Origin of the sequence: Burkholderia sp. Bp9015 (assembly GCF_003853505.1) — a bacterium.
Classification (GTDB): domain Bacteria; phylum Pseudomonadota; class Gammaproteobacteria; order Burkholderiales; family Burkholderiaceae; genus Burkholderia.
On sequence record NZ_QTPZ01000039.1, the window covers coordinates 1 to 20,897 of the forward strand.

The following is a 20,897-nucleotide window of genomic DNA, read 5'->3' on the forward strand; positions in this document are numbered from 1 at the left end:
GTCGCGTACGTGCGCAACGGCGGGAATTCGAACTTCTCGCTGCTCGCGTCGCCGCGCGACGCGACGTCGGGCACGAGTCCGATGACGGGTGAGTCGCAGACGGGCGCGTATGTGGGGATGATGCATACGTTCTGAGCGGCGGATCTGCCGGTGCATCGGCTTCAGGGTTCGCGCGTCGTCGCGCGCTGTCGTCACGGGCCCGCATGTTTCATCGGCGCGTGTGGTGGTTTCATGCAGTGGTCCTATGTTTCGTGCTTCGCAACCGAACTTTGGGTATTGGTATTCACGCTGCGTCAAATGATTCATCCCGGCCATGTCGATCTTTTCCCCGCTTTTGAAAGCACGCGCAGGTCGGGTATCGCCAGCGTCCCGGTCGCTTCCAGTCGCCCCGGCGCGCCAGTTTTTTTCACCGCGGCCGTTTCGGTTCGGCCGGTCATCAGTCACTCTTCTCTCGGTAAGGTGATGTCATGAAAACATCCAACAAGCAGCATGCCGGACTTGCCTCGTGGCGTCGGCGTACGCCGGCCATGATCGGAACGCTTGCCCTGTTCGGCATGCTCGCAAGCGGCCCGGGTGCGGCGGCGGACTGGGTCTTTGCCGGGCAGGGTGTCGACAACACGCGTACCGCGCCGGACGAGCGCGTCATCGGCGTCGACAACGTCTCGCAGCTTGCGCCGCGCTGGACGCTGGATACCGACGGCAACGTGTCGGCCACGCCGACCGTCGCCAACGGCACCGTGTATGTGCCGGACTTCGGCGGCTCGCTGTGGGCGGTCGATGCCGCCAGCGGCAAGGTGAAGTGGAAGAAGAAGATCACCGAATACAGCGGCATCGACAACGATGCGTCGCGCACCAGCCCGGCCTACTGGGAAGGCACGCTGATCTTCGGGCAGGGCACCCAGGTTGCGAACAACCCGACCGGCGCGTTCGTGCTGGCAGCGAAGGCAGAGGATGGCGCGCCGCTGTGGCGGACCAAGGTGGATTCGGATCCGACCGCGATCATTACCCAGTCGCCGATCGTCGATCGCGGCGTGGTGTACGTCGGCCTCTCGTCGCGTGCCGAGGCGCTCAAGGACAAGCCGACCTATCGCGGCGCGGTGGTCGCCCTCGACGCCAGGACCGGCAAGATGCTGTGGAAGACCTATATGGTGCCGAAGGGATATACCGGCGGCTCGGTGTGGGGCAACACGGCGGCGGTCGATCATGAAACCGGCCTGCTCTACGTGACCACGGGCAACAACTTCTCGGTTCCGCCGGGTCACTGCCGTTACCCGACCCAGAAGAACTGCAAACCCGATACGCCTGCCAACATGATCGACAGCTTTGTCGCGCTCGACCTCAAGACCGGCAGGATCGTCTGGCATACCCGTACGTTGGCGGCCGACATGTCGACCAACTACGACCACGACGACGGCCCGGACTACGATTTCGGCTCGGGGCCCAACCTGTTCAAGGCGACCATCAACGGGAAGGAGAGGACGTTGGTGGGCGCAGGCGCGAAGAGCGGCGTGTACTGGGCGCTCGATCCCAAGACCGGCAAGGTGGTCTGGCAGACGCAGGTCGGGCCGGGCAGCCTGCTGGGCGGCATGCTGTGGGGGACGGCCGCCGACGGCAAGCGCATCTACGTTTCGATCGGCAACCTGGACGGAAAATCGATCGACGTCGACAACGGTCCGAACGGCCAGAAGACGACCAAGGGCGGCATCTGGGCGGCGGTCGACGCCGCCACCGGCAAGGTGCTGTGGCGCACGGCCGACCCGCAGGGCAAGATGGACACGGTGGCGATGTCGGCCGCAAACGGGGTCGTCTATGCCGGCTCGTTGGCCGGGACGGGCGCGAGCATGTATGCGCTCGATGCGGCGACGGGCGAGATCAAGTGGAGCTACGAGAACAACGGCGCGGTGGTGTCGGGCGCTGCCATCGTCGACGGGTCGGTGTACTGGGGGGCGGGCTACCACACCAAGGTACTCGGTCTGCCGTACGACGGCACGAGTCACAAGCTCTATGCGTTCGGTCTTGCCGCCAGGCAATAAGCGCAACGCAGATACCGGCGTACGCGGATGACGGGTTGCTCGTGCGCCGGCGCAAGCCCGGCCAGGCGGATGAAGAGGCGCAACGCCGGACACCGGGGCGCGCGCTGCGCTCCGGACCCTGTTCCAATCTTGCGGGAGAGACGATTTGGTTCTTCGACACAATATCGGTCGTTGGCGGGAGGTGGCCTTCGAGGTCGCCGCATGGGATGGCGTAGGCGCGCAGGTCGACCTTTCCTGTGGCTGCATGTTTGCCCGCGAGGCGACGGGCGATGGCCCGACCGGCGGGTTACGCCATCTCGACCTCGCACTGTCGGGGGCACTCATCGGCTTGCGGCGCGAGGGCCGTTTTCTGGCCGCGCCGATGGAAACGCTGTGGATCAGCCATCCGCCCGCGGGCATCGCGGCGCGTTCCTTGTTGCTGGTCGGGCTCGGCGATCCGGCAAGCTGGACGATCGCAAGAACCGCCGATGCCGTCGCCACGGCCGCGCGGACGGCGATCCAGCAAGAAGTCGAAAGCGCGGCCTTTGCGCCGAGCATACTCGACGGCGGGCTGACGACCGCCGCCACCGAAGGCATGCCGCAGGCCATGGTGAAGGCCGTGCTGGCCGCGATCGACACCGGGTATCGGGTCGCGGAGCTGGGTCTTGCCGCGCCCCCCGCGCTGCGCCGCTGGGTGTTCGACGTCGGCGCGGCGCGCTTCGACGGCGCCGTGGAGCATTTCGGCAACGCGCTTGCAGCCGCACGGACCTGACTGACCCCGTTTGGCTGTCGCGTACGGCATCTCATGACGCCGCATCCGGACAAACCCCTCCTCATCGAAATTCGTCCCAAACCCCCGCCATACAAGCCGCTCCCTGCGCATAGTGGTTTCCACCCATAGTCGCAAATAGTCAAGAACAGGTCGCCGGCGGTCGTCTTGCGGTGAATATGGCTCGTTACTTTTACTCCCACGATGCAGGCCGGGACGCACTCCGCGCACCGTCGGACATCGGTCCAACCGAAGGGGAGAAACCATGAAGTCGACAAAGATCGCCGCGTTCGTCGCGGCCGTGCTGGCGACCGGCGCGTTCGCGACCGCGGCGCAGGCCGAAACGGATGCCGCGACTTGCCGCAACGTACGCTTCGCGGATATCGGCTGGACCGACATCACGTCCACCACGGCGCTCGCGTCGACGGTGTTCGAAGGGCTCGGCTACAAGCCGACGACGACGATCGCATCGGTGCCGATCTCGTTCGCCGGCCTGAAGAGCAAGCAGCTGGACATCTCGCTCGGCTACTGGTGGCCGGTGCAGCAGAAGCAGCTCCAGCCGTTCCTCGACAGCAAGTCGATCAACGTGGTCGAACCGCCGAACCTGTCGGGCGCGAAGGCGACGCTCGCGGTGCCGAGCTACGAATACCAGGCCGGCCTGAAGACCTTCGAGGACATCGCGAAGCACCGCGCGGAGCTCGACGGCAAGATCTACGGGATCGAGCCGGGCAGCAGCGCGAACGCGACGATCCAGAAGATGATCGACACGAACCAGTACGGCCTCGGCGGCTTCAAGCTGGTCGAATCGAGCGAGGCGGGGATGCTCGTCACGGTCGAGCGCGCGATCCGCGACAAGAAGTGGGTCGTGTTTCTCGGCTGGGAACCGCATCCGATGAACATCCAGATCAGCATGAACTACCTGTCCGGCGGCGATGCGGCGTTCGGCCCGAACTACGGCGAAGCGCGCGTGTACACGCTGACGGCGCCCGACTTCATCTCGCGCTGCCCGAACGCGGGCAAGCTCGTCGAGAACCTGCGCTTCACGACGCAGCTGGAGAACCAGCTGATGCAGTCGGTGATGAACAAGACGAAGCCGGCCGACGCCGCGAAGGCGTACCTGAAGAAGAATCCGCAGGTGCTCGATGCCTGGCTCGCCGGCGTCAAGACGTTCGACGGCAAGGACGGCCTGCCTGCCGTGAAGGCCTATCTCGGCCTGTAACGGCCCGCACGCGCCGCGAGCGGGCGGCGCGCAGCGAAAAATCATCTGCAGTACGACGGAAATCGAGCGACACGAACCGAAGCAAACGAGGGCACTCAGCATGAACCACGAAGTCATCATCACCTGCGCGGTCACCGGCGCGGGCGATACGGTCGGCAAACATCCGGCGATTCCGGTCACGCCGAAGGAAATCGCGGCCGCCGCGATCGAGGCCGCGAAGGCCGGCGCGACGGTGGCGCACTGCCACGTGCGCGATCCGCAGACGGGCCGCGGCAGCCGCGACCCGAACCTGTACCGCGAAGTGGTCGACCGGATCCGTTCGGCGGACGTCGACGTGATCATCAACCTGACGGCCGGCATGGGCGGCGATCTGGAGATCGGCCCGGGCGAAGACCCGATGCGCTTCGGCAAGGGCACCGATCTCGTCGGCGGCCTCACGCGTCTCGCGCACGTCGAGGAACTGCTGCCGGAAATCTGCACGCTCGACTGCGGCACGCTGAATTTCGGCGACGGCGACTACATCTACGTGTCGACGCCCGCGCAACTGCGCGCTGGCGCCAAGCGCATCCAGGAACTCGGCGTGAAGCCGGAACTGGAAATCTTCGATACGGGCCATCTGTGGTTCGCGAAGCAATTGCTGAAGGAAGGGCTGCTCGACGATCCGCCGCTGTTCCAGCTGTGCCTCGGCATTCCGTGGGGCGCGCCGGCCGACACCGGCACGATGAAGGCGATGGTCGACAACCTGCCGCCGGGCGCGCACTGGGCCGGCTTCGGGATCGGCCGCATGCAGATGCCGATGGTCGCGCAGGCGATGCTGCTCGGCGGCCACGTGCGCGTGGGCCTCGAAGACAACATCTGGCTCGATCGCGGCGTGCACGCGACCAACGGCACGCTCGTCGAGCGTGCGCGGGAAATCGTCGAACGGCTCGGCGGCCGCGTGCTGACGCCGGCCGAAGGGCGTCGCAAGCTCGGCCTGCCGGCGCGTGGCGAGCGCCTGCTCGAACGCCGCGCGGTGGCCGAGTTCGCGTGAGTTTCAAGGCTGATTCCGCTTCAATGCGGCGGCGCGCACGGGTGCGCCGCCGTCCGATTCTCCTCGATTTGAAGGATGTGTTGACATGGCAGTGAAGACCGACATCAAGACGTTCGCCGCGATCGGCACCGGCGTGATCGGCAGCGGATGGATTTGCCGTGCGCTCGCGCACGGTCTGGACGTGGTCGTGTGGGACCCCGCGCCGGACGCGGAAGCGCGCTTGCGCGCGAGCGTCGCGAATGCATGGCCCGCGCTCGAACGCGTCGGCCTCGCGCCGGGCGCCGATCCCGCGCGGCTGCGCTTCGAGTCGACGATCGAGGCCTGCGTCGCCGACGCGGACTTCATCCAGGAAAGCGCACCGGAGCGCGAGGCGCTGAAGCTCGAACTGCACGAACAGATCAGCCGCGCGGCGAAGCCGGACGCGATCATCGCATCGTCGACGTCGGGGCTGCTGCCGACCGACTTCTATGCGCGGGCGACGCATCCGGAGCGCTGCGTGGTCGGTCATCCGTTCAATCCGGTCTACCTGCTGCCGCTCGTCGAGGTGCTCGGCGGCGCGCGCACCTCGCCGGAAGCGGTCGAGGCGGCGATGGAGATCTATCGCAAGCTCGGCATGCGGCCGCTGCACGTGCGCAAGGAAGTGCCGGGCTTCATCGCGGACCGGCTGCTCGAAGCGCTGTGGCGCGAGGCGCTGCATCTCGTCAACGAGGGCGTCGCGACGACCGGCGAGATCGACGATGCGATCCGCTTCGGCGCGGGCATCCGCTGGTCGTTCATGGGCACGTTCCTGACGTACACGCTGGCCGGCGGCGACGCGGGCATGCGACACTTCATGCAGCAGTTCGGCCCCGCGCTCGAACTGCCATGGACGAAGCTGGTCGCGCCGAAGCTGACCGATGCACTGATCGACAGCGTCGTCGAAGGCACGAGCGAGCAGCAGGGCACGCGCAGCATCAAGGAACTCGAGCGCTATCGCGACGAGTGCATCACCGAGGTGCTGAAGGCGATCGCCGCGGTGAAGGCGCGGCACGGAATGCGATTCGAGGACTGAACGAACATGACAGGCGATACCCCGCTGACGATCTACCGCGACGTCGTGCGGCCCGAATGGGTCGACTACAACGGCCATCTGCGCGACGCGTTCTATCTGCTGATCTTCAGCTTCGCGACCGATGCGCTGCTGGACCGCATCGGTCTCGACGACGCCGCGCGTCGCGAGCGGGGCCGCTCGGTCTACACGCTCGAAGCGCACGTGAACTATCTGCAGGAGATCAAGGAGGGCACGCGCGTGCGCGTCGATGCGCGCGTGCTCGCGCACGACGCGAAGCGGCTGCACCTGTATCTCGAACTGTTCGCCGACGGGCACGACGGCGCGGTGTCGGCGAGCGAGCAGATGCTGCTGCACGTCGACACGCGCAACGGCGCGAAATCGGCGCCGTTCGACGACGACGTCGCCGCGCGCGTGGCCGAACTGCATGCGGTGCAGCGCGATTGCGCGGCCCCTGCGTATGCGGGCCGCGTGATCGGACTGCCGCCGCGCCGCTAGCGTCGACGTTCAACCCTGGACCGCGGAGCGCACACGATGCTCGAACCGGAAATCGCGGCGTTCGTCGCGGCCGTCGACGCGTGGTATCCGGCCGACGCAGCGGCGCGCTCGCCCGACGAGCAACGCCGCGTCTACGATCGCTTCGCGGCCGCATGGACGCCCGCCGAACTGCCGGCCGGCATCGTCCGGCACGATGCGGTGTGGCATGCGCCGGACGGACGCGCGATCGCGCTGCGGCGCTATGCGCCCGCGCACGGTGAGCCGCGCGGCACCGTGCTGTTCTTTCATGGCGGCGGCTTCGTCGTCGGCTCGCTCGACAGTCATGCGTTGATCACCGCGCAACTGGCGGCCGACACGGGGCTTGCCGTGATCGCGGTCGACTACCGGCTCGCGCCCGAGCATCGCGCGCCGGCCGCGCTCGACGATTGCCTGGCCGTCACGCGCGCCGTGCGCGACGCAGCGCACTGGCCGTTCGACGCGTGCGCGCGACCGCTGACGCTCGCCGGCGACAGTGCCGGCGGCAACCTCGCGGCCGCCGTCGCGACCGCGCTGCGCGATGCGGGCGAAGGCGGCATCGACGGGATCGCGCTCGTCTATCCGATGCTCGGCTTCGAACCGCAATCGCCGGCGCGCGAAACCGAGGCACACGCGCCGATGCTGACGCTCGACGACGTCCATCGCTATCGCGCGTTGTACTGGGGCAGTGAACGCGACGATGCGCCGGGCGATGACGATGGGCTGCTGCGCGCCTCGGTGCCGCTCGCGGCGGCGCGTTTCGACGGCCTGCCGCCCGTGCTCGCGATCGGCGCGGAACACGATCCGCTGCGCGACGATGCGCGCGTCTATGTCGAACACATTCTCGCGGCCGGCGGCGCCGCGCGTTACTGGATGGGAGAGGGGCTGGTGCACGGCTGCTGGCGCGCGCTCGGAACGAGCCCGCAGGCCGCGCGGATGCACCGGATGATCGGCGGGTTTCTGCTCGCACCACACGCGTAGCGGGCGTTTTCCGGGAGGCAACGATGCAGGCAGCGCAACACCGTATCGAGGACTGGCGGACCTTTTCCGCCGACGCCGCCATTGCGGCGGCGACGATCGGCGAGGGTGCGGTGAACGTCGAGTGGAGCGACACGCGACGATCGCCGTTTCACTTCGACTGGTTGCGCGACAACTGCGCGTGCTCCGCGTGCGTGCATGCGCTCACGCGCGAACAGGTGTTCGAGATCGCCGATGCGCGCGAGGATCTGTCGGCGCTCGTCGTGCATGTCGAAACCGACGGCGCGCTGCACGTCGAGTGGAACGACGGGCATCGCAGCGCCTGGTCGCCGGGATGGTTGCGCGCGCATGCTTACGACGATGCGTCCCGCGCGGAACGCCAGGCCGCGCACGGGCGGCACGTGTGGACCGGCGACGATGCGACGGCGATCGGCGTGTTCGCGTGGCGTGACGTGATGAAGGACGACGGCGCGTTGCTCGCCTGGCTCGCCGCGTTGCAGCGCACGGGGCTGACGCTCGTCGAGGGCGTGCCGGCCGAACCCGGCCGGGTCGACCAGATCGCGCGGCGTGTCGGCCTGATCCGCGAAAGCAATTTCGGCGTGCTGTTCGATGTCGAATCGAAGCCGCGGCCGGACAGCAATGCCTATACGTCGCTGAACCTGCCGCCGCACACCGACCTGCCGACGCGTGAATTGCAGCCGGGCGTGCAGTTCCTGCACTGCCTCGCGAACGACGCAACGGGCGGAGACAGCGTGTTTCTCGACGGCTTCGCGCTCGCGGATGCGCTGCGGCGCGAATATCCGGACGATTTCACGCAACTTGCGTCGACACCGTTCGAGTTCTGGAACAAGAGTGCGAACAGCGACTACCGCTGTTCGGCGCCGGTGATCGGGCTCGATGCGCGCGGCAACGTGACCGAGGTGCGCGTCGCGAACTTCCTGCGCGGGCCGCTCGATGCGCCGGCCGGCGCCGTCGCGGCCGTCTACCGCGCGTACCGGCGGTTTCTCGCGCTCGCGCGCGAGCCGCGTTTCCGCGTGCAGCGCCGGCTGCGGGCGGGCGACATGTGGGCGTTCGACAACCGGCGCGTGCTTCATGCGCGCACCGAGTTCGATCCGTCGACGGGCCGCCGGCATCTGCAGGGCTGCTACGTCGATCGCGACGAACTGCTGTCGCGCTGGCGTGTGCTGTCGCGTGCGCTGCCCGCGGCTGCCGCCGGGCGCTGATCGGCGCATTCGACTTCCGCAGTCGACTTCGTTACGCATACCTCGCCGGAGAAAAAGCGCCCGGACGCAAGGCGCCCGGGCGAAGCCACCCGCTGCCGGGCGGCGGAGGTATGCGTTTTCACAAAAAAAGACGAGCCCGCATGAGGGGCTCGTCCGGATCCAGCTTCTTCATCGCGCGATGCGCGGTGCGCCCGCCGGGGGCGCGTCGGCTTACTGGCCGAAGAAGACCGAGTCGCGTGCGTTCGACGACGCTGCGGCAGCCGGGGCGCCCGAGTGGACGACCGGAGCCGGTTGCGCGCCGTAGCCGCTGGCGTCGGCACCATGAACGCGCGCTTCCGCCGACTGGATGTCGTTCGGGTAGTACGGGCTCGACACGCCCGGCTTGTAGCCGGCTTGTTCGAGCTGAACCAGTTCGTTGCGGACTTGAGCGCGGGTCACGGTGCTTTGTGCGAAAGCGCCGAACGAAGCGGACAGGGCGACAGCGGCAACAACTGCGGAAACGAGCGATTTCATGATGACCTCCGGTGTTTTATTGGGTTCGCTTGCGACACCATGTCTGCAGCGATTGACTAAATCTTAGTCACCGGGTCGTTGAGGGTAAACGCTGATTTTGACGATAGATTGTTTCCAGGGCGGTAACAGTGGGACGCCGGATCAGGCTTTCATCCTGCTTTCGTTTCTGTAAGTGTAATAAGTATGAAGAATGTTGAGGCGGCACGCGCGGGATTCAGCGCGCCTCGGCGGCCGCATCGAACGGCTTGGCGGGCGGCCGGCCGGCGGACGCGCCCGAACTCAGGAAACGCACGCCCGTCGCGGCTTCGGAGGCCTCCCACAGCAGAGCCGCGAGGGCCACGTCGCGTGCCGCGCGCGGCACGCTCGCCGGTGCCGGCAGGCCGCGCGACTCGAGCCAGCCGGACGGCCCGATGTACGAGCCGCCGGCGAGGTCGGGCGACGTCGCCGCATGAATCGCGGGCAACGCACCCTGCTCGGCCGGTTGCGCGAGATAACGGTTCGCCGCGCGCATCAGCGCGGCGCGCGTGGGCGAACTGTCCATCGCGGGGCCCGCGAACTGCAGGTTGGTTGCCGCGTAGCCGGGATGCGCGGCGACGCTGATTCCCGCGAACCCCGCGCGCTGGAAGCGGCGCTGCAACTCGAGCGCGAACACCAGGTTCGCGAGTTTGCTGTCGCAGTAGGCGAGATAACGGTTGTAACGGTGCTCGGCGCGCAGGTCGTCGACCCGGATCCGGCCGCCGCGGTTGAAGCCGCTCGACATCGTCACGACACGCGCGCGCCGGGCGGCGCGCAGCGCGGGCAGCAGATGGCCGGTCAGCGCGAAATGGCCGAGGTGGTTGGTGCCGAACTGCATCTCGAAGCCGTCGTGCGTGTGCCGCAGCGGCAGGAACATCACGCCGGCGTTGTTGCAGAGGATGTCGACGCGGCCGTGGCGGTCGGCGACGTCGGCGGCGAAGCGCCGGATCGACGCGAGATCGGCGAGGTCGAGCTGATCGACTTCGATCTGTGCGGCGGGATGGAGCCGGCGAATCGCAGCGGCGGCGTGGGCGGCGCGCGCGGCATCGCGGCAGCCCATCACGACCGTCGCGCCCTTGGCGGCCAGCGTTTCCGCGATATGCCAGCCGAGGCCGCTGTTGGCGCCGGTCACGACCGCGACCTTGCCGCCTTGCGCCGGGACGTGGCGCGCGCTCCATGCATGCATGTCTGCCTCCATCGGCGTGGCAGTGCGCCACGACGCGTAATCGTTACATTGGGTGGTGTAACGATAGTCCGCGCAGGCGGGACAGACAAGCGGGGGAATTAGACCGGCGGTTCTAGGGCGCGCCAGCGCATCAGGCCGCGGGCCCCGGCACGGGTGGCCGGCGGGCGTTACCGGCTCCCGGCCAGCGCGAGCACTTCGGCCGCGGAGATCATCGCCGCCGCGTTCGCGGGTGCCGGGCGCTCGGCCGGGCGGAACACTTCGTCGCCGCGCTGGATGACCTGGCGCGACAGCGCGCAGGTGCCGGTGCGCTGCGCGAAGCGGCGGCGCCAGCGCTGTTCGCCGTAGTGACAGCGGCCGGGTTCGACCCAGCGGACGACGAGCAGCGTATCGGAGCGTTCCAGAATTTCGACGTGGACGTCGGCGGGATCGAGCACAGGCAGGGATTTGGAGGCCTTCATTTGCCGTTTCCTAAAGCTCGTGCGGTTTCGGCCGTGGCAGTGGATGTCACTACCCGAGGGCGAATCCGTAGCGGTTTCCATGAGTGGTGCGCTAAATGTAAGCGTCTGTGACCGGAAAAAACATCCTGTCTGGCTCAAATTACCTTTTGCCGAATCAGAAACAATCGACGCGCATTTTCGTGAAAAAGCCAACGACAAAAGCGCCCCGGACGCGCACGCCCGGGGCGGAAAATCGGCCCGCGCCCCCGTGTCTGCTCGCTCAGTCACGTGGACACCGGGGGGACGGAGACGCCCGTCAGGGATCGGCGACGGGCGGGGGGGCGGTGTCCGGGGAAGCGCGGTCCGGCAACACCATGATCGCGCGCGCCCGCCGTTGACACCCTGACGGGAACATGACTTTTTTGTCAGTTTCGCGGTGCCGACGGAGCGACTCCGATGCCCCGGGGTCGCGAAAACGCCCACCGGTATTGGCTTTGCGCGATACGCGGCCGATCGGCGGAACCTGAAAAATACGGTAATCGAAGCCCGCCGCAGCGCCTTCCGCCCGATTCTCCCGCTCGGGAAAATACTGAATCACACGAACGTGACAAATCCGGAATCTGTTCCTATGATTGGTTGGACCTTTAGTCCTTTGTGCCAATCAGCCGGCCCGGCCGGCTTCTTCGGGAGAGGTGCTCATGAGATTGCAGGGCAAGCGCGCGCTGGTGACGGCGGCCGGGCAGGGTATCGGCCGCGCGACCGCGCTGCGGTTCGCAAGCGAGGGTGCCGACGTGCTGGCGACCGACATCAACGAAGCCGCGCTCGCGCAACTCGCGGCCGACGCCGAACGCGCGGGCGGCCGGCTGGCCACGCGGCGGCTCGACGTGACCGATGCGGGCGACGTGGCCACACTCGCCGCGCAGGAGCGCGCGTTCGACGTGCTGTTCAACTGTGCGGGCTTCGTGCACCACGGCTCGATCCTCGACTGCGACGACGCCGCGTGGGCGTTCTCGCTGAACCTGAACGTCACGTCGATGTACCGGCTGATCCGCGCGCTGCTGCCGGCGATGCTGGCTGCGGGCGGCGCGTCGATCGTCAACATGGCGTCGGCCGCGTCGAGCGTGAAGGGCGTGCCGAACCGGTTCGTCTACGGCACGACCAAGGCGGCCGTGATCGGCCTGACCAAGTCGGTCGCCGCCGATTTCGTCGAGCAGCGCATCCGCTGCAACGCGATCTGCCCGGGCACGATCGAGTCGCCGTCGCTGGAGCAGCGGATCGCCGAGCAGGCGCGCACGCGCCAGGTGTCGACCGATACCGTGCGCCAGGCGTTCGTCGCGCGTCAGCCGATGGGCCGTATCGGCACCGCGGACGAAGTGGCCGCGCTCGCGCTGTATCTCGCGTCCGACGAAGCGTCGTTCACGACCGGCGCGATTCACCTGATCGATGGCGGCTGGTCGAACTGACCGCGTCTAGCCGACCGCGTGTAGCCGACCGCTTCCTTCCACTCACTTTCCATTTCCGCTCACACCACATGAAACTGCTGAGATTTGGCGACAAACACCATGAAAAGCCGGGCCTGCTCGATGCGCAGGGCAGGATCCGCGACCTGTCGGGCGTGATCGACGACGTCGCCGGCGACGCGCTCGCACCCGCGTCGCTCGCGCGGCTGCGCGAGCTCGACCCGGCGTCGCTGCCGCTCGTCGAAGGCGCGCCGCGGCTCGGCGCGTGCGTCGGCCGCGTCGGCAAGTTCATCTGCATCGGCCTCAACTATTCCGACCACGCGGCGGAATCGGGGATGGACGTCCCGAAGGAGCCGGTCGTGTTCGGCAAGTGGACGAGCGCGATCTCGGGGCCGAACGACGACGTCGAGATCCCGCGCGGCTCGGAGAAGACCGACTGGGAAGTCGAGCTGGGCGTCGTGATCGGCCGGGGCGGCCGCTATATCGACGAAGCCGACGCGCTGTCGCACGTCGCCGGCTACTGCGTGGTGAACGACGTGTCGGAGCGCGAGTACCAGCTCGAACGCGGCGGCACGTGGGACAAGGGCAAGGGCAACGATACGTTCGGCCCGCTCGGCCCGTGGCTCGTGACGGCCGACGAAGTGCCCGATCCGCACGCGCTGCGGCTGTGGCTGGAAGTGGACGGCCACCGCTACCAGAACGGCACGACCGCGACGATGGTGTTCCGCGTGCCGCACCTGATCAGCTACCTGAGCCGCTTCATGAGCCTGCAGCCGGGCGACGTGATCTCGACCGGCACGCCGCCGGGCGTGGGCCTCGGGCAGAAGCCGCCCGTCTATCTGCGCGCCGGGCAGGTGATCACGCTCGGCATCGACGGGCTCGGCGAGCAGCGCCAGCGCACCGTGCAGGCCTGAAACCCTTTCCCGGACGGTTCGCCATGCCTATCATTCGATCGATGCGCGTCCTCGACGTGCGCTTCCCGACCTCGCGCCAGCTCGACGGTTCCGATGCGATGAATCCGGACCCCGATTATTCGGCTGCGTACGTCGTGCTCGAAACCGACCGCGACGGGCTCGAAGGCCACGGGCTCACGTTCACCATCGGGCGCGGCAACGAAATCTGCTGCGCGGCGATCGACGCGATGCGTCACCTCGTCGTCGGCCTCGACCTCGACTGGATCCGCGAGGACATGGGCCGCTTCTGGCGGCACGTGACCTCGGACAGCCAGTTGCGCTGGATCGGCCCCGACAAGGGCGCGATCCACCTGGCGACGGGCGCCGTCGTGAACGCGGTGTGGGATCTGTGGGCGAAGGCTGCGGCCAAACCGCTGTGGCGGCTCGTGGCCGACATGAGCCCCGAGGACATCGTGCGCGCGATCGATTTTCGCTACCTGACCGACTGCCTGACGCCGGACGAAGCGCTCGACCTGCTGCGCCGGCAGGCGCCGGGCAAGGCCGAGCGGATCGCGATGCTCGAGCGCGAAGGCTACCCGTGTTACACGACGTCGGCCGGCTGGCTCGGCTACAGCGACGACAAGCTGCGCCGGTTGTGTCACGAAGCGGTGGACGCCGGGTTCGATTACGTGAAGCTGAAGGTCGGCGCGAACCTGGAGGACGACATCCGCCGCGTGACGATCGCACGCGAGGTGATCGGCCCGGACCGCAAGCTGATGATCGACGCGAACCAGGTGTGGGAAGTCGACGAGGCGATCGACTGGGTGCGCGAGCTGGCGTTCGCGAAACCGTGGTTCATCGAGGAGCCGACGAGCCCCGACGACGTCGAAGGGCATCGCAAGATCCGCGAGGCGATCGCGCCCGTGCAGGTCGCGACCGGCGAGATGTGCCAGAACCGCGTGATGTTCAAGCAGTTCATCGCGCGCGGCGCGATCGACGTCGTGCAGATCGATGCGTGCCGGCTCGGCGGCGTGAACGAGATACTCGCGGTGATGCTGCTGGCCGCGAAGTACGGGCTGCCGGTGTGTCCGCATGCGGGCGGCGTCGGGCTGTGCGAATACGTGCAGCATCTGTCGATGATCGACTACGTGTGCATTGCCGGCACGAAGGAAGGGCGCGTGACCGAATACGTCGATCACCTGCACGAGCATTTCGTCGAGCCCTGTGTCGTGCGCGGCGCGGCGTACCTGCCGCCGACGGCACCCGGCTTCTCGATCGAGATGAAGCCGGCATCGCTCGAGCAGTACCGGTTCCGCGGCTGAAGCGCGCAGCGCGCAGCACGACGGCGCACGACGACCCGCGCATGACCTGCGCGCGGCGACAACATGAACGACGGAGACGCGAAGTGGATTTGAATCTGCAAGACAAGGTCGTGATCGTGACCGGCGGCGCGTCGGGCATCGGCGCCGCGATCTCGATGCGGCTTGCCGGCGAAGGCGCGATTCCGGTGGTGTTCGCGCGCCACGCGCCGGATGACGGCTTCTGGCGCGCACTCGCGCAGAAGCAGCCGCGCGCCGCGTGCGTGTCCGTCGAGCTGCAGGACGACGCACAGTGCCGCGACGCAGTCGCGCAGACCGTCGCGCGCTTCGGCCGCATCGACGGCCTCGTCAACAACGCGGGCATCAACGACGGCGTCGGGCTCGATGCCGGGCGCGACGCGTTCGTCGCGTCGCTCGAACGCAACCTGATCCACTACTACGTGATGGCGCATTACTGCGTGCCGCACCTGAAGGCGACGCGCGGTGCGATCGTCAACATCTCGTCGAAGACGGCCGTCACCGGCCAGGGCAACACGAGCGGCTATTGCGCATCGAAGGGCGCGCAGCTCGCGCTGACGCGCGAATGGGCGGTCGCGCTGCGCGACGACGGCGTGCGCGTGAACGCGGTGATCCCGGCCGAGGTGATGACGCCGCTCTACCGGAACTGGATCGCGGGCTTCGACGACCCGGAAGCGAAGCTCGCGGAAATTGCCGACAAGGTGCCGCTCGGCAAGCGCTTCACGACCGCCGACGAGATTGCCGACACGGCCGTGTTCCTGCTGTCGGCGCGCGCATCGCACACGACGGGCCAGTGGCTGTTCGTCGACGGCGGCTATACGCATCTCGATCGCGCGATCGGCTGAGGGCGGCGAGCCATGCAACCCGATCCGAACCCGACGACCCCCGCGCCCGCGGCGCTGATCGAGCTGACCGGCGTCAGCAAGCGCTTTCCGGGCGTGCTGGCGCTCGACGATTGCCGCTTCGACCTGCGCGCCGGCGAAGTGCATGCGCTGATGGGCGAGAACGGCGCGGGCAAGTCGACGCTGATGAAGATTCTCGCCGGCGTGTACCAGAAGGACGAAGGCGAGATCCGGATCGACGGCCGCGCGGTGGACATCGACGATCCGCGCGCCGCGCAGGCGCTCGGGATCGGCATCATCCATCAGGAACTGAACCTGATGAACCACCTGAGCGTCGCGCAGAACATCTTCATCGGCCGCGAGCCGCGCGGCCGCTTCGGCGTGTTCGTCGACGAGGACCGGCTGAACCGCGACGCCGCCGCGATCTTCGCGCGGATGCGGCTCGATCTCGACCCGCGCACACCGGTCGGCCGGCTGACGGTCGCGAAGCAGCAGATGGTCGAGATCGCGAAGGCGCTGTCGTTCGACTCGCGCGTGCTGATCATGGATGAACCGACCGCCGCGCTGAACAACGCGGAAATCGCCGAGCTGTTCCGCATCATCGGCGACCTGCGCGCGCACGGCGTCGGCATCGTCTACATCTCGCACAAGATGGACGAGCTGCGCCAGATCGCCGATCGCGTGACGGTGATGCGCGACGGCAAGTACGTCGCGACCGTGCCGATGGCGGATACGTCGATGGAAGCGATCATCGCGATGATGGTCGGCCGCCAGCTCGATGCGACGTTCCGAACGCCGCCCGATACGTCGGCCAACGCGGTCGCGCTCGAGGTGCGCGGGCTGTCGCGCGGCCGCGCGATCCGCGATGTCGGCTTCACGCTGCGGCGCGGCGAGATCCTCGGCTTTGCGGGGCTGATGGGCGCGGGCCGTACCGAGGTCGCGCGCGCGGTGTTCGGCGCGGACCCGGTCGACGCGGGCGAGATCCGCGTGCACGGCAAGACCGTGACGATCCGCACGCCGGCCGACGCGGTGAGGCACGGGATCGGTTATCTCTCGGAGGACCGCAAGCACTTCGGGCTGGCGGTCGGGATGGACGTGCAGAACAACATCGCGCTGTCGAGCATGCGGCGCTTCGTGCGCCGCGGCATGTTCCTCGATGCGCGCGGGATGCGCGACACCGCGCAGTCGTACGTGCGGCAGCTCGCGATCCGCACGCCGTCCGTCGCGCAGCCGGCGCGGCTCCTGTCGGGCGGCAACCAGCAGAAGATCGTGATCGCGAAGTGGCTGCTGCGCGACTGCGACATCCTGTTCTTCGACGAGCCGACCCGCGGCATCGACGTCGGCGCGAAAAGCGAAATCTACAAGCTGCTCGACGCGCTCGCCGCCGACGGCAAGGCGATCGTGATGATCTCGTCGGAGCTGCCCGAGGTGCTGCGCATGAGCCACCGGATCCTCGTGATGTGCGAAGGGCGCGTGACCGGCGAATTGCGCGCGGCCGACGCCACGCAGGAAAAGATCATGCAGCTCGCGACGCAGCGCGAGTCGACCGTATTGTCCTGATTCCGACGCTTACCCGATCATGTCCAACGATACGCATCCCGTTCCGCCTCTTGCCACCGGCGACACGCCGGCCGGCGCAGCGGGCCTCCGTGCCCGCTTCTTCAACCCGGCCGCGCGGCAGAAGCTGCTCGCGTTCGCGAGCCTCGTGCTGCTGATCGTGTTCTTCAGCTTCGCGTCGCCGAACTTCCTCGAAGTCGACAACCTCGTGACGATCCTGCAGGCCACCGCCGTGAACGGTGTGCTGGCCGTCGCGTGTACCTACGTGATCATCACGTCGGGCATCGACCTGTCGGTCGGCACGCTGATGACCTTCTGCGCGGTGATGGCCGGCGTCGTGCTGACGAAGTGGGGCCTGCCGCTGCCGCTCGGGATCCTGGCCGCGCTATCGTTCGGCGCGCTGTCGGGCAGCGTGTCGGGCTTCGTGATCGCGAAGATGAAGGTGCCGCCGTTCATCGCGACGCTCGGCATGATGATGCTGCTCAAGGGGCTGTCGCTCGTGATCTCGGGCACGCGGCCGATCTACTTCAACGACACGCCGGGCTTCACGTCGATCGCGCAGGATTCGCTGATCGGCAGCCTCGTTCCCGCGCTGCCGATCCCGAACGCGGTGCTGATCCTGTTCCTCGTCGCGGTCGGCGCGTCGATCGTGCTGAACCGGACGATCTTCGGCCGCTACACGTTCGCGCTCGGCAGCAACGAGGAAGCGCTGCGGCTGTCCGGCGTGAATGTCGATGCGTGGAAGATCGCCGTCTACACGTTCAGCGGCGCTGTGTGCGGGATCGCCGGGCTGCTGATCGCGTCGCGGCTGAATTCCGCGCAGCCCGCGCTCGGGCAAGGCTACGAGCTCGACGCGATCGCGGCCGTCGTGATCGGCGGCACGTCGCTGTCGGGCGGCGCGGGCAGCATCGTCGGCACCATCATCGGCGCGTTCATCATGAGCGTGCTGACCAACGGCCTGCGCATCATGTCGGTCGCGCAGGAATGGCAGACGGTCGTGACGGGCGTGATCATCATCCTCGCCGTCTACGTGGACATCCTGCGCCGGCGCCGCCGCTGACGCATGCACGCACGAACACGAACATGCAGGCGCTTCACCGCCGGCCGGGCCGGCATTTCAGTCGATACCAACCAAGGAGACGCGAAGTGATCAGGAGCAAGGTGTTGAACGCGATCGTCGGGCTGACGTTCGCCGTCGGCGCGACGGCCGGCGCGCAGGCGCAGGAATCCTACATCCCGCTGATCTCGAAGGGCTTCCAGCATCAGTTCTGGCAGGCCGTGAAGGCGGGCGCGATGCAGGCCGCGAAGGACTACAAGGTGAAGGTGACGTTCGAAGGCCCCGAAACCGAGGCGATGGTCGACAAGCAGATCGACATGCTGTCCGCCGCGATCGCGAAGAAGCCGGCCGCGCTCGGCTTCGCGGCGCTCGACAGCAAGGCCGCGCTGCCGCTCCTGAAGAAGGCGCAGGCCGAGAAGATTCCGGTGATCGCGTTCGACTCGGGCGTCGACAGCGACATCCCGGTGACGACCGCCGCGACCAACAACAAGGCCGCCGCCGCGCTCGCCGCCGACAAGCTCGCCGCGCTGATCGGCGACGAAGGCGAGGTGGCCGTGGTCGCGCACGACCAGACGAGCCGCACGGGCATCGACCGCCGCGACGGCTTTCTCGAACGGATGAAGTCCGCGCACCCGAAGGTGCAGGTCGTGACCGTGCAGTATGGCGAGGGCGATCAGCTGAAGTCCACCGAAGTGACGAAGTCGATCCTGCAGGCGTATCCGAAGCTCAAGGGCTTGTTCGGCACCAACGAAGGCTCGGCGATCGGCGTGGTGAACGGCGTGCGCGAGATGAAGCGCAAGGTCGTGATCATCGGCTACGATTCGGGCAAGCAGCAGAAGGACGCGATCCGCAGCGGGCTGATGGCCGGCGCGATCACGCAGAACCCGGTCGGGATCGGCTACAAGACGGTCGAGGCGGCCGTGAAGTCGGTCAAGGGCGAGAAGCTGCCGAAGGTCATCGATACCGGTTTCTACTGGTACGACAAGACCAATATCGACGACCCGAAAATCACGGCGGTGCTGTACGACTGAGCGCGACGTGACGCGGCGGGCAACGGTGAATCACGAGGACACCATGGGCGCAGTGCGTATCGATTCCCACCAGCACTTCTGGCGTTACCGCGCGGCCGACTATCCGTGGATCGGTCCCGGCATGGGCGTGCTCGCCCGCGACTACCTGCCCGACGCGCTGTGGCCGCAGATGCATGCACAGGCGCTCGGCGCGTCGATCGCGGTGCAGGCGCGCGCCGGGCGCGACGAGACGGCGTTCCTGCTCGATCTCGCCCGCGACGATGCGCACATCGCGGCGGTGGTCGGCTGGGAGGATCTCGGTGCGCCGGAACTCGCCGAGCGCATCGCCGAATGGCGCAGCCCGAAGCTGCGCGGCTTTCGTCACCAGGTGCAGGACGAAGCCGACGTCGGCGCGTTCGTCGCGGATCCCGCGTTCAATCGCGGTGTCGCGTGGCTGCAGGCGAACGGCTATGTGTACGACGTGCTCGTGTTCGAGCGCCAGTTGCCCGACGTGCGCGCGTTCTGCGCGCGGCACGATGCGCACTGGCTCGTGCTCGATCATGCCGGCAAGCCGCCGCTCGCCGAATTCCACCGCGATGGCGCTGCGCTTGCCCGCTGGCGTGCCGGGTTGCGCGAGCTGGGCGCGCTGCCGCACGTCGTGTGCAAGCTGTCGGGGCTCGTGACCGAGACGGACTGGCGGCGCGGCCTGCGCGGGCAGGACATCCGGCACATCGAGCAATGCCTCGACGCGGCGCTCGACGCGTTCGGCCCGCAGCGGCTGATGTTCGGGTCGGACTGGCCCGTGTGCCTGCTTGCGGCGTCGTATGACGAAGTGGCGTCGCTGGTCGAGCGCTGGGCCGAAGCGCGGTTGTCGGCGGCCGAGCGCAACGCGCTGTGGGGCGGCACGGCCGCGCGTTGCTATGCGCTGCCCGGCGATTCGAAGCCCCGCATATAAAATAGGCGCGAACGGCCCGACGCGCGCGCTCCATTCGTCAGACCGTCCGCAATGCAATCGCTTACCTGTATCAACGTATGTCCATCCAGCCGATTCAGAACCGCCGCCTCTACCAGCAGATCGCCGACAAGCTCAGCACGATGATCGAGTCCGGCGACTTCCCGCCGGGCAGCTATTTGCCGCCCGAGCGCGAACTGGCCGAGCAGTTCGGCGTGTCGCGCACGTCGGTGCGCGAGGCGCTGATCGCGCTCGAAGTCAGCGGGCTCGTCAGCGTGCGTGTCGGCGACGGCGTGAAGGTGCGCCAACCCGAGGCGGCCGCCGCGCCGGAGCCGCGGCCCGATACGAAGGTTGCGCCGTTCCCGGTCGTCGAGATCGATCCCGAGCTCGGCATCGCGCTCGACCTCGATACCGAAATCCCGCCGTTCGCGCTGCTGCAGGCGCGCCGGCTGATCGAGCCGGAAGCCGCGTCGCTCGCCGCGAAGCACGGCTCGGACGCGCAGATCGAAGGGATTCACGCGGCGTTCCTGCGCAACCAGGAAGACAACCGCAGCGGCTCGCTCACGCATCCGGGCGACCGGTTGTTCCATATCCGTATCGCGGAAGCGAGCGACAACCCCGCGTATGCGCTGATGATCAAGCAGCTGCTCGCGCACAAGTACGACCTGATGTTCCAGCGGCTGCAGTCGCTGTACATGCCCAACGACATGCCGCACCGCTCGGAGCTCGAACACCGCGCGATCCTCGACGCGATCCGTGCGCGCGACCCGGAGGCCGCGCGCCGTGCGATGGCCGAGCATCTCGACGAGGTGATCCGGATCTTCGGCCGCGCGCTCGACTGAGCGC

Annotated in this window: 21 protein-coding genes and 1 pseudogene; 19 read left to right on the forward strand and 3 right to left on the reverse strand. The window is 67.7% G+C overall.

Features of this window, described 5'->3' with window-relative positions:
* The 10 genes and pseudogenes from DIE12_RS30870 to DIE12_RS30915 form a co-directional block, all read left to right on the forward strand.
* Positions 1 to 135 (forward strand): annotated as a pseudogene (locus DIE12_RS30870) (porin); the annotation flags it as partial.
* A gap of 96 nt (positions 136 to 231) precedes the next feature.
* The gene (locus tag DIE12_RS30875; RefSeq protein ID WP_124523150.1) at positions 232 to 471 is read left to right on the forward strand and encodes a hypothetical protein; all 240 of its coding nucleotides are present in this window, start codon (positions 232 to 234) and stop codon (positions 469 to 471) included.
* Entirely contained in the window at positions 468 to 2,033 is a 1,566-nt protein-coding gene (locus DIE12_RS30880) for a PQQ-binding-like beta-propeller repeat protein (protein ID WP_124523152.1), read from the forward strand. Before DIE12_RS30875 ends, DIE12_RS30880 begins: the two co-directional genes overlap by 4 nt.
* A gap of 145 nt (positions 2,034 to 2,178) precedes the next feature.
* Positions 2,179 to 2,784, forward strand: coding sequence for a M17 family peptidase N-terminal domain-containing protein (locus DIE12_RS30885; protein WP_124523154.1), 606 nt, complete (start codon positions 2,179 to 2,181; stop codon positions 2,782 to 2,784).
* A gap of 262 nt (positions 2,785 to 3,046) precedes the next feature.
* The gene (locus tag DIE12_RS30890; RefSeq protein ID WP_044847783.1) at positions 3,047 to 4,000 is read left to right on the forward strand and encodes a choline ABC transporter substrate-binding protein; all 954 of its coding nucleotides are present in this window, start codon (positions 3,047 to 3,049) and stop codon (positions 3,998 to 4,000) included.
* Positions 4,001 to 4,100: 100 nt separating this feature from the next.
* The gene (locus DIE12_RS30895; protein WP_006484708.1) at positions 4,101 to 5,030 is read left to right on the forward strand and encodes a 3-keto-5-aminohexanoate cleavage protein; all 930 of its coding nucleotides are present in this window, start codon (positions 4,101 to 4,103) and stop codon (positions 5,028 to 5,030) included.
* Between the two features lie 85 nt (positions 5,031 to 5,115).
* The gene (locus DIE12_RS30900) at positions 5,116 to 6,081 is read left to right on the forward strand and encodes an L-carnitine dehydrogenase (RefSeq protein WP_044847784.1); all 966 of its coding nucleotides are present in this window, start codon (positions 5,116 to 5,118) and stop codon (positions 6,079 to 6,081) included.
* Positions 6,082 to 6,087: 6 nt separating this feature from the next.
* Positions 6,088 to 6,576 (forward strand): thioesterase family protein, encoded by a 489-nt coding sequence (locus DIE12_RS30905; protein ID WP_124523156.1) that lies wholly within the window; start codon positions 6,088 to 6,090, stop codon positions 6,574 to 6,576.
* 36 nt (positions 6,577 to 6,612) lie between these two features.
* Positions 6,613 to 7,572, forward strand: a complete 960-nt coding sequence (locus DIE12_RS30910) for an alpha/beta hydrolase (protein ID WP_124523158.1) — start codon at positions 6,613 to 6,615, stop codon at positions 7,570 to 7,572.
* Positions 7,573 to 7,595: 23 nt separating this feature from the next.
* Positions 7,596 to 8,792: a TauD/TfdA family dioxygenase gene (locus DIE12_RS30915; protein WP_124523160.1), complete on the forward strand. Its 1,197-nt coding sequence runs from the start codon at positions 7,596 to 7,598 to the stop codon at positions 8,790 to 8,792.
* Between the two features lie 210 nt (positions 8,793 to 9,002).
* Here the strand turns inward: DIE12_RS30915 and DIE12_RS30920 are convergent, their stop codons facing one another.
* The 3 genes from DIE12_RS30920 to DIE12_RS30930 all read right to left on the reverse strand — a co-directional run bounded on the left by DIE12_RS30920 (position 9,003) and on the right by DIE12_RS30930 (position 10,964).
* The gene (locus tag DIE12_RS30920) at positions 9,003 to 9,305 is read right to left on the reverse strand and encodes a DUF4148 domain-containing protein (protein ID WP_124485209.1); all 303 of its coding nucleotides are present in this window, start codon (positions 9,303 to 9,305) and stop codon (positions 9,003 to 9,005) included.
* A 214-nt stretch (positions 9,306 to 9,519) separates the two neighbouring features.
* Entirely contained in the window at positions 9,520 to 10,506 is a 987-nt protein-coding gene (locus DIE12_RS30925; RefSeq protein WP_124523162.1) for an oxidoreductase, read from the reverse strand.
* A 167-nt stretch (positions 10,507 to 10,673) separates the two neighbouring features.
* Positions 10,674 to 10,964: a DUF3331 domain-containing protein gene (locus DIE12_RS30930; RefSeq protein ID WP_044847789.1), complete on the reverse strand. Its 291-nt coding sequence runs from the start codon at positions 10,962 to 10,964 to the stop codon at positions 10,674 to 10,676.
* 677 nt (positions 10,965 to 11,641) lie between these two features.
* Between DIE12_RS30930 and DIE12_RS30935 the strand changes: the two genes are divergently transcribed.
* The 9 genes from DIE12_RS30935 to DIE12_RS30975 all read left to right on the forward strand — a co-directional run bounded on the left by DIE12_RS30935 (position 11,642) and on the right by DIE12_RS30975 (position 20,893).
* Positions 11,642 to 12,406: an SDR family oxidoreductase gene (locus DIE12_RS30935; RefSeq protein ID WP_124523164.1), complete on the forward strand. Its 765-nt coding sequence runs from the start codon at positions 11,642 to 11,644 to the stop codon at positions 12,404 to 12,406.
* A gap of 68 nt (positions 12,407 to 12,474) precedes the next feature.
* Complete coding sequence (locus DIE12_RS30940) at positions 12,475 to 13,317, forward strand: ureidoglycolate lyase (RefSeq protein ID WP_124523166.1); 843 nt, start codon at positions 12,475 to 12,477, stop codon at positions 13,315 to 13,317.
* 23 nt (positions 13,318 to 13,340) lie between these two features.
* The gene (locus tag DIE12_RS30945) at positions 13,341 to 14,618 is read left to right on the forward strand and encodes an L-fuconate dehydratase (protein ID WP_124523168.1); all 1,278 of its coding nucleotides are present in this window, start codon (positions 13,341 to 13,343) and stop codon (positions 14,616 to 14,618) included.
* A gap of 83 nt (positions 14,619 to 14,701) precedes the next feature.
* Positions 14,702 to 15,478 (forward strand): SDR family oxidoreductase, encoded by a 777-nt coding sequence (locus DIE12_RS30950; protein ID WP_124523170.1) that lies wholly within the window; start codon positions 14,702 to 14,704, stop codon positions 15,476 to 15,478.
* A 12-nt stretch (positions 15,479 to 15,490) separates the two neighbouring features.
* The gene (locus DIE12_RS30955) at positions 15,491 to 17,035 is read left to right on the forward strand and encodes a sugar ABC transporter ATP-binding protein (RefSeq protein ID WP_124485214.1); all 1,545 of its coding nucleotides are present in this window, start codon (positions 15,491 to 15,493) and stop codon (positions 17,033 to 17,035) included.
* 19 nt (positions 17,036 to 17,054) lie between these two features.
* Entirely contained in the window at positions 17,055 to 18,092 is a 1,038-nt protein-coding gene (locus DIE12_RS30960; RefSeq protein ID WP_124523172.1) for an ABC transporter permease, read from the forward strand.
* 86 nt (positions 18,093 to 18,178) lie between these two features.
* On the forward strand, positions 18,179 to 19,120 hold the full coding sequence (locus DIE12_RS30965; RefSeq protein WP_124485216.1) for an ABC transporter substrate-binding protein: 942 nt from the start codon (positions 18,179 to 18,181) through the stop codon (positions 19,118 to 19,120).
* Positions 19,121 to 19,163: 43 nt separating this feature from the next.
* A complete protein-coding gene (locus tag DIE12_RS30970) occupies positions 19,164 to 20,054 on the forward strand; it encodes an amidohydrolase (RefSeq protein ID WP_124485217.1) in 891 nt (296 codons plus the stop codon).
* 77 nt (positions 20,055 to 20,131) lie between these two features.
* On the forward strand, positions 20,132 to 20,893 hold the full coding sequence (locus DIE12_RS30975) for a FadR/GntR family transcriptional regulator (RefSeq protein ID WP_124523174.1): 762 nt from the start codon (positions 20,132 to 20,134) through the stop codon (positions 20,891 to 20,893).
* Positions 20,894 to 20,897 lie beyond the last annotated feature (4 nt).

Bases quoted from the DNA above. Each gene is read 5' to 3' on its own strand.
- DIE12_RS30920 (WP_124485209.1), bottom strand. From the start codon at position 9,305: ATGAAATCGCTCGTTTCCGCAGTTGTTGCCGCTGTCGCCCTGTCCGCT.
- DIE12_RS30960 (WP_124523172.1), top strand. From the start codon at position 17,055: ATGTCCAACGATACGCATCCCGTTCCGCCTCTTGCCACCGGCGACACG.
- DIE12_RS30910 (WP_124523158.1), top strand. From the start codon at position 6,613: ATGCTCGAACCGGAAATCGCGGCGTTCGTCGCGGCCGTCGACGCGTGG.
- DIE12_RS30935 (WP_124523164.1), top strand. From the start codon at position 11,642: ATGAGATTGCAGGGCAAGCGCGCGCTGGTGACGGCGGCCGGGCAGGGT.
- DIE12_RS30970 (WP_124485217.1), top strand. From the start codon at position 19,164: ATGGGCGCAGTGCGTATCGATTCCCACCAGCACTTCTGGCGTTACCGC.
- DIE12_RS30895 (WP_006484708.1), top strand. From the start codon at position 4,101: ATGAACCACGAAGTCATCATCACCTGCGCGGTCACCGGCGCGGGCGAT.
- DIE12_RS30900 (WP_044847784.1), top strand. From the start codon at position 5,116: ATGGCAGTGAAGACCGACATCAAGACGTTCGCCGCGATCGGCACCGGC.
- DIE12_RS30915 (WP_124523160.1), top strand. From the start codon at position 7,596: ATGCAGGCAGCGCAACACCGTATCGAGGACTGGCGGACCTTTTCCGCC.
- DIE12_RS30905 (WP_124523156.1), top strand. From the start codon at position 6,088: ATGACAGGCGATACCCCGCTGACGATCTACCGCGACGTCGTGCGGCCC.
- DIE12_RS30975 (WP_124523174.1), top strand. From the start codon at position 20,132: ATGTCCATCCAGCCGATTCAGAACCGCCGCCTCTACCAGCAGATCGCC.
- DIE12_RS30955 (WP_124485214.1), top strand. From the start codon at position 15,491: ATGCAACCCGATCCGAACCCGACGACCCCCGCGCCCGCGGCGCTGATC.
- DIE12_RS30925 (WP_124523162.1), bottom strand. From the start codon at position 10,506: ATGCATGCATGGAGCGCGCGCCACGTCCCGGCGCAAGGCGGCAAGGTC.
- DIE12_RS30945 (WP_124523168.1), top strand. From the start codon at position 13,341: ATGCCTATCATTCGATCGATGCGCGTCCTCGACGTGCGCTTCCCGACC.
- DIE12_RS30890 (WP_044847783.1), top strand. From the start codon at position 3,047: ATGAAGTCGACAAAGATCGCCGCGTTCGTCGCGGCCGTGCTGGCGACC.
- DIE12_RS30940 (WP_124523166.1), top strand. From the start codon at position 12,475: ATGAAACTGCTGAGATTTGGCGACAAACACCATGAAAAGCCGGGCCTG.
- DIE12_RS30880 (WP_124523152.1), top strand. From the start codon at position 468: ATGAAAACATCCAACAAGCAGCATGCCGGACTTGCCTCGTGGCGTCGG.
- DIE12_RS30875 (WP_124523150.1), top strand. From the start codon at position 232: ATGCAGTGGTCCTATGTTTCGTGCTTCGCAACCGAACTTTGGGTATTG.
- DIE12_RS30930 (WP_044847789.1), bottom strand. From the start codon at position 10,964: ATGAAGGCCTCCAAATCCCTGCCTGTGCTCGATCCCGCCGACGTCCAC.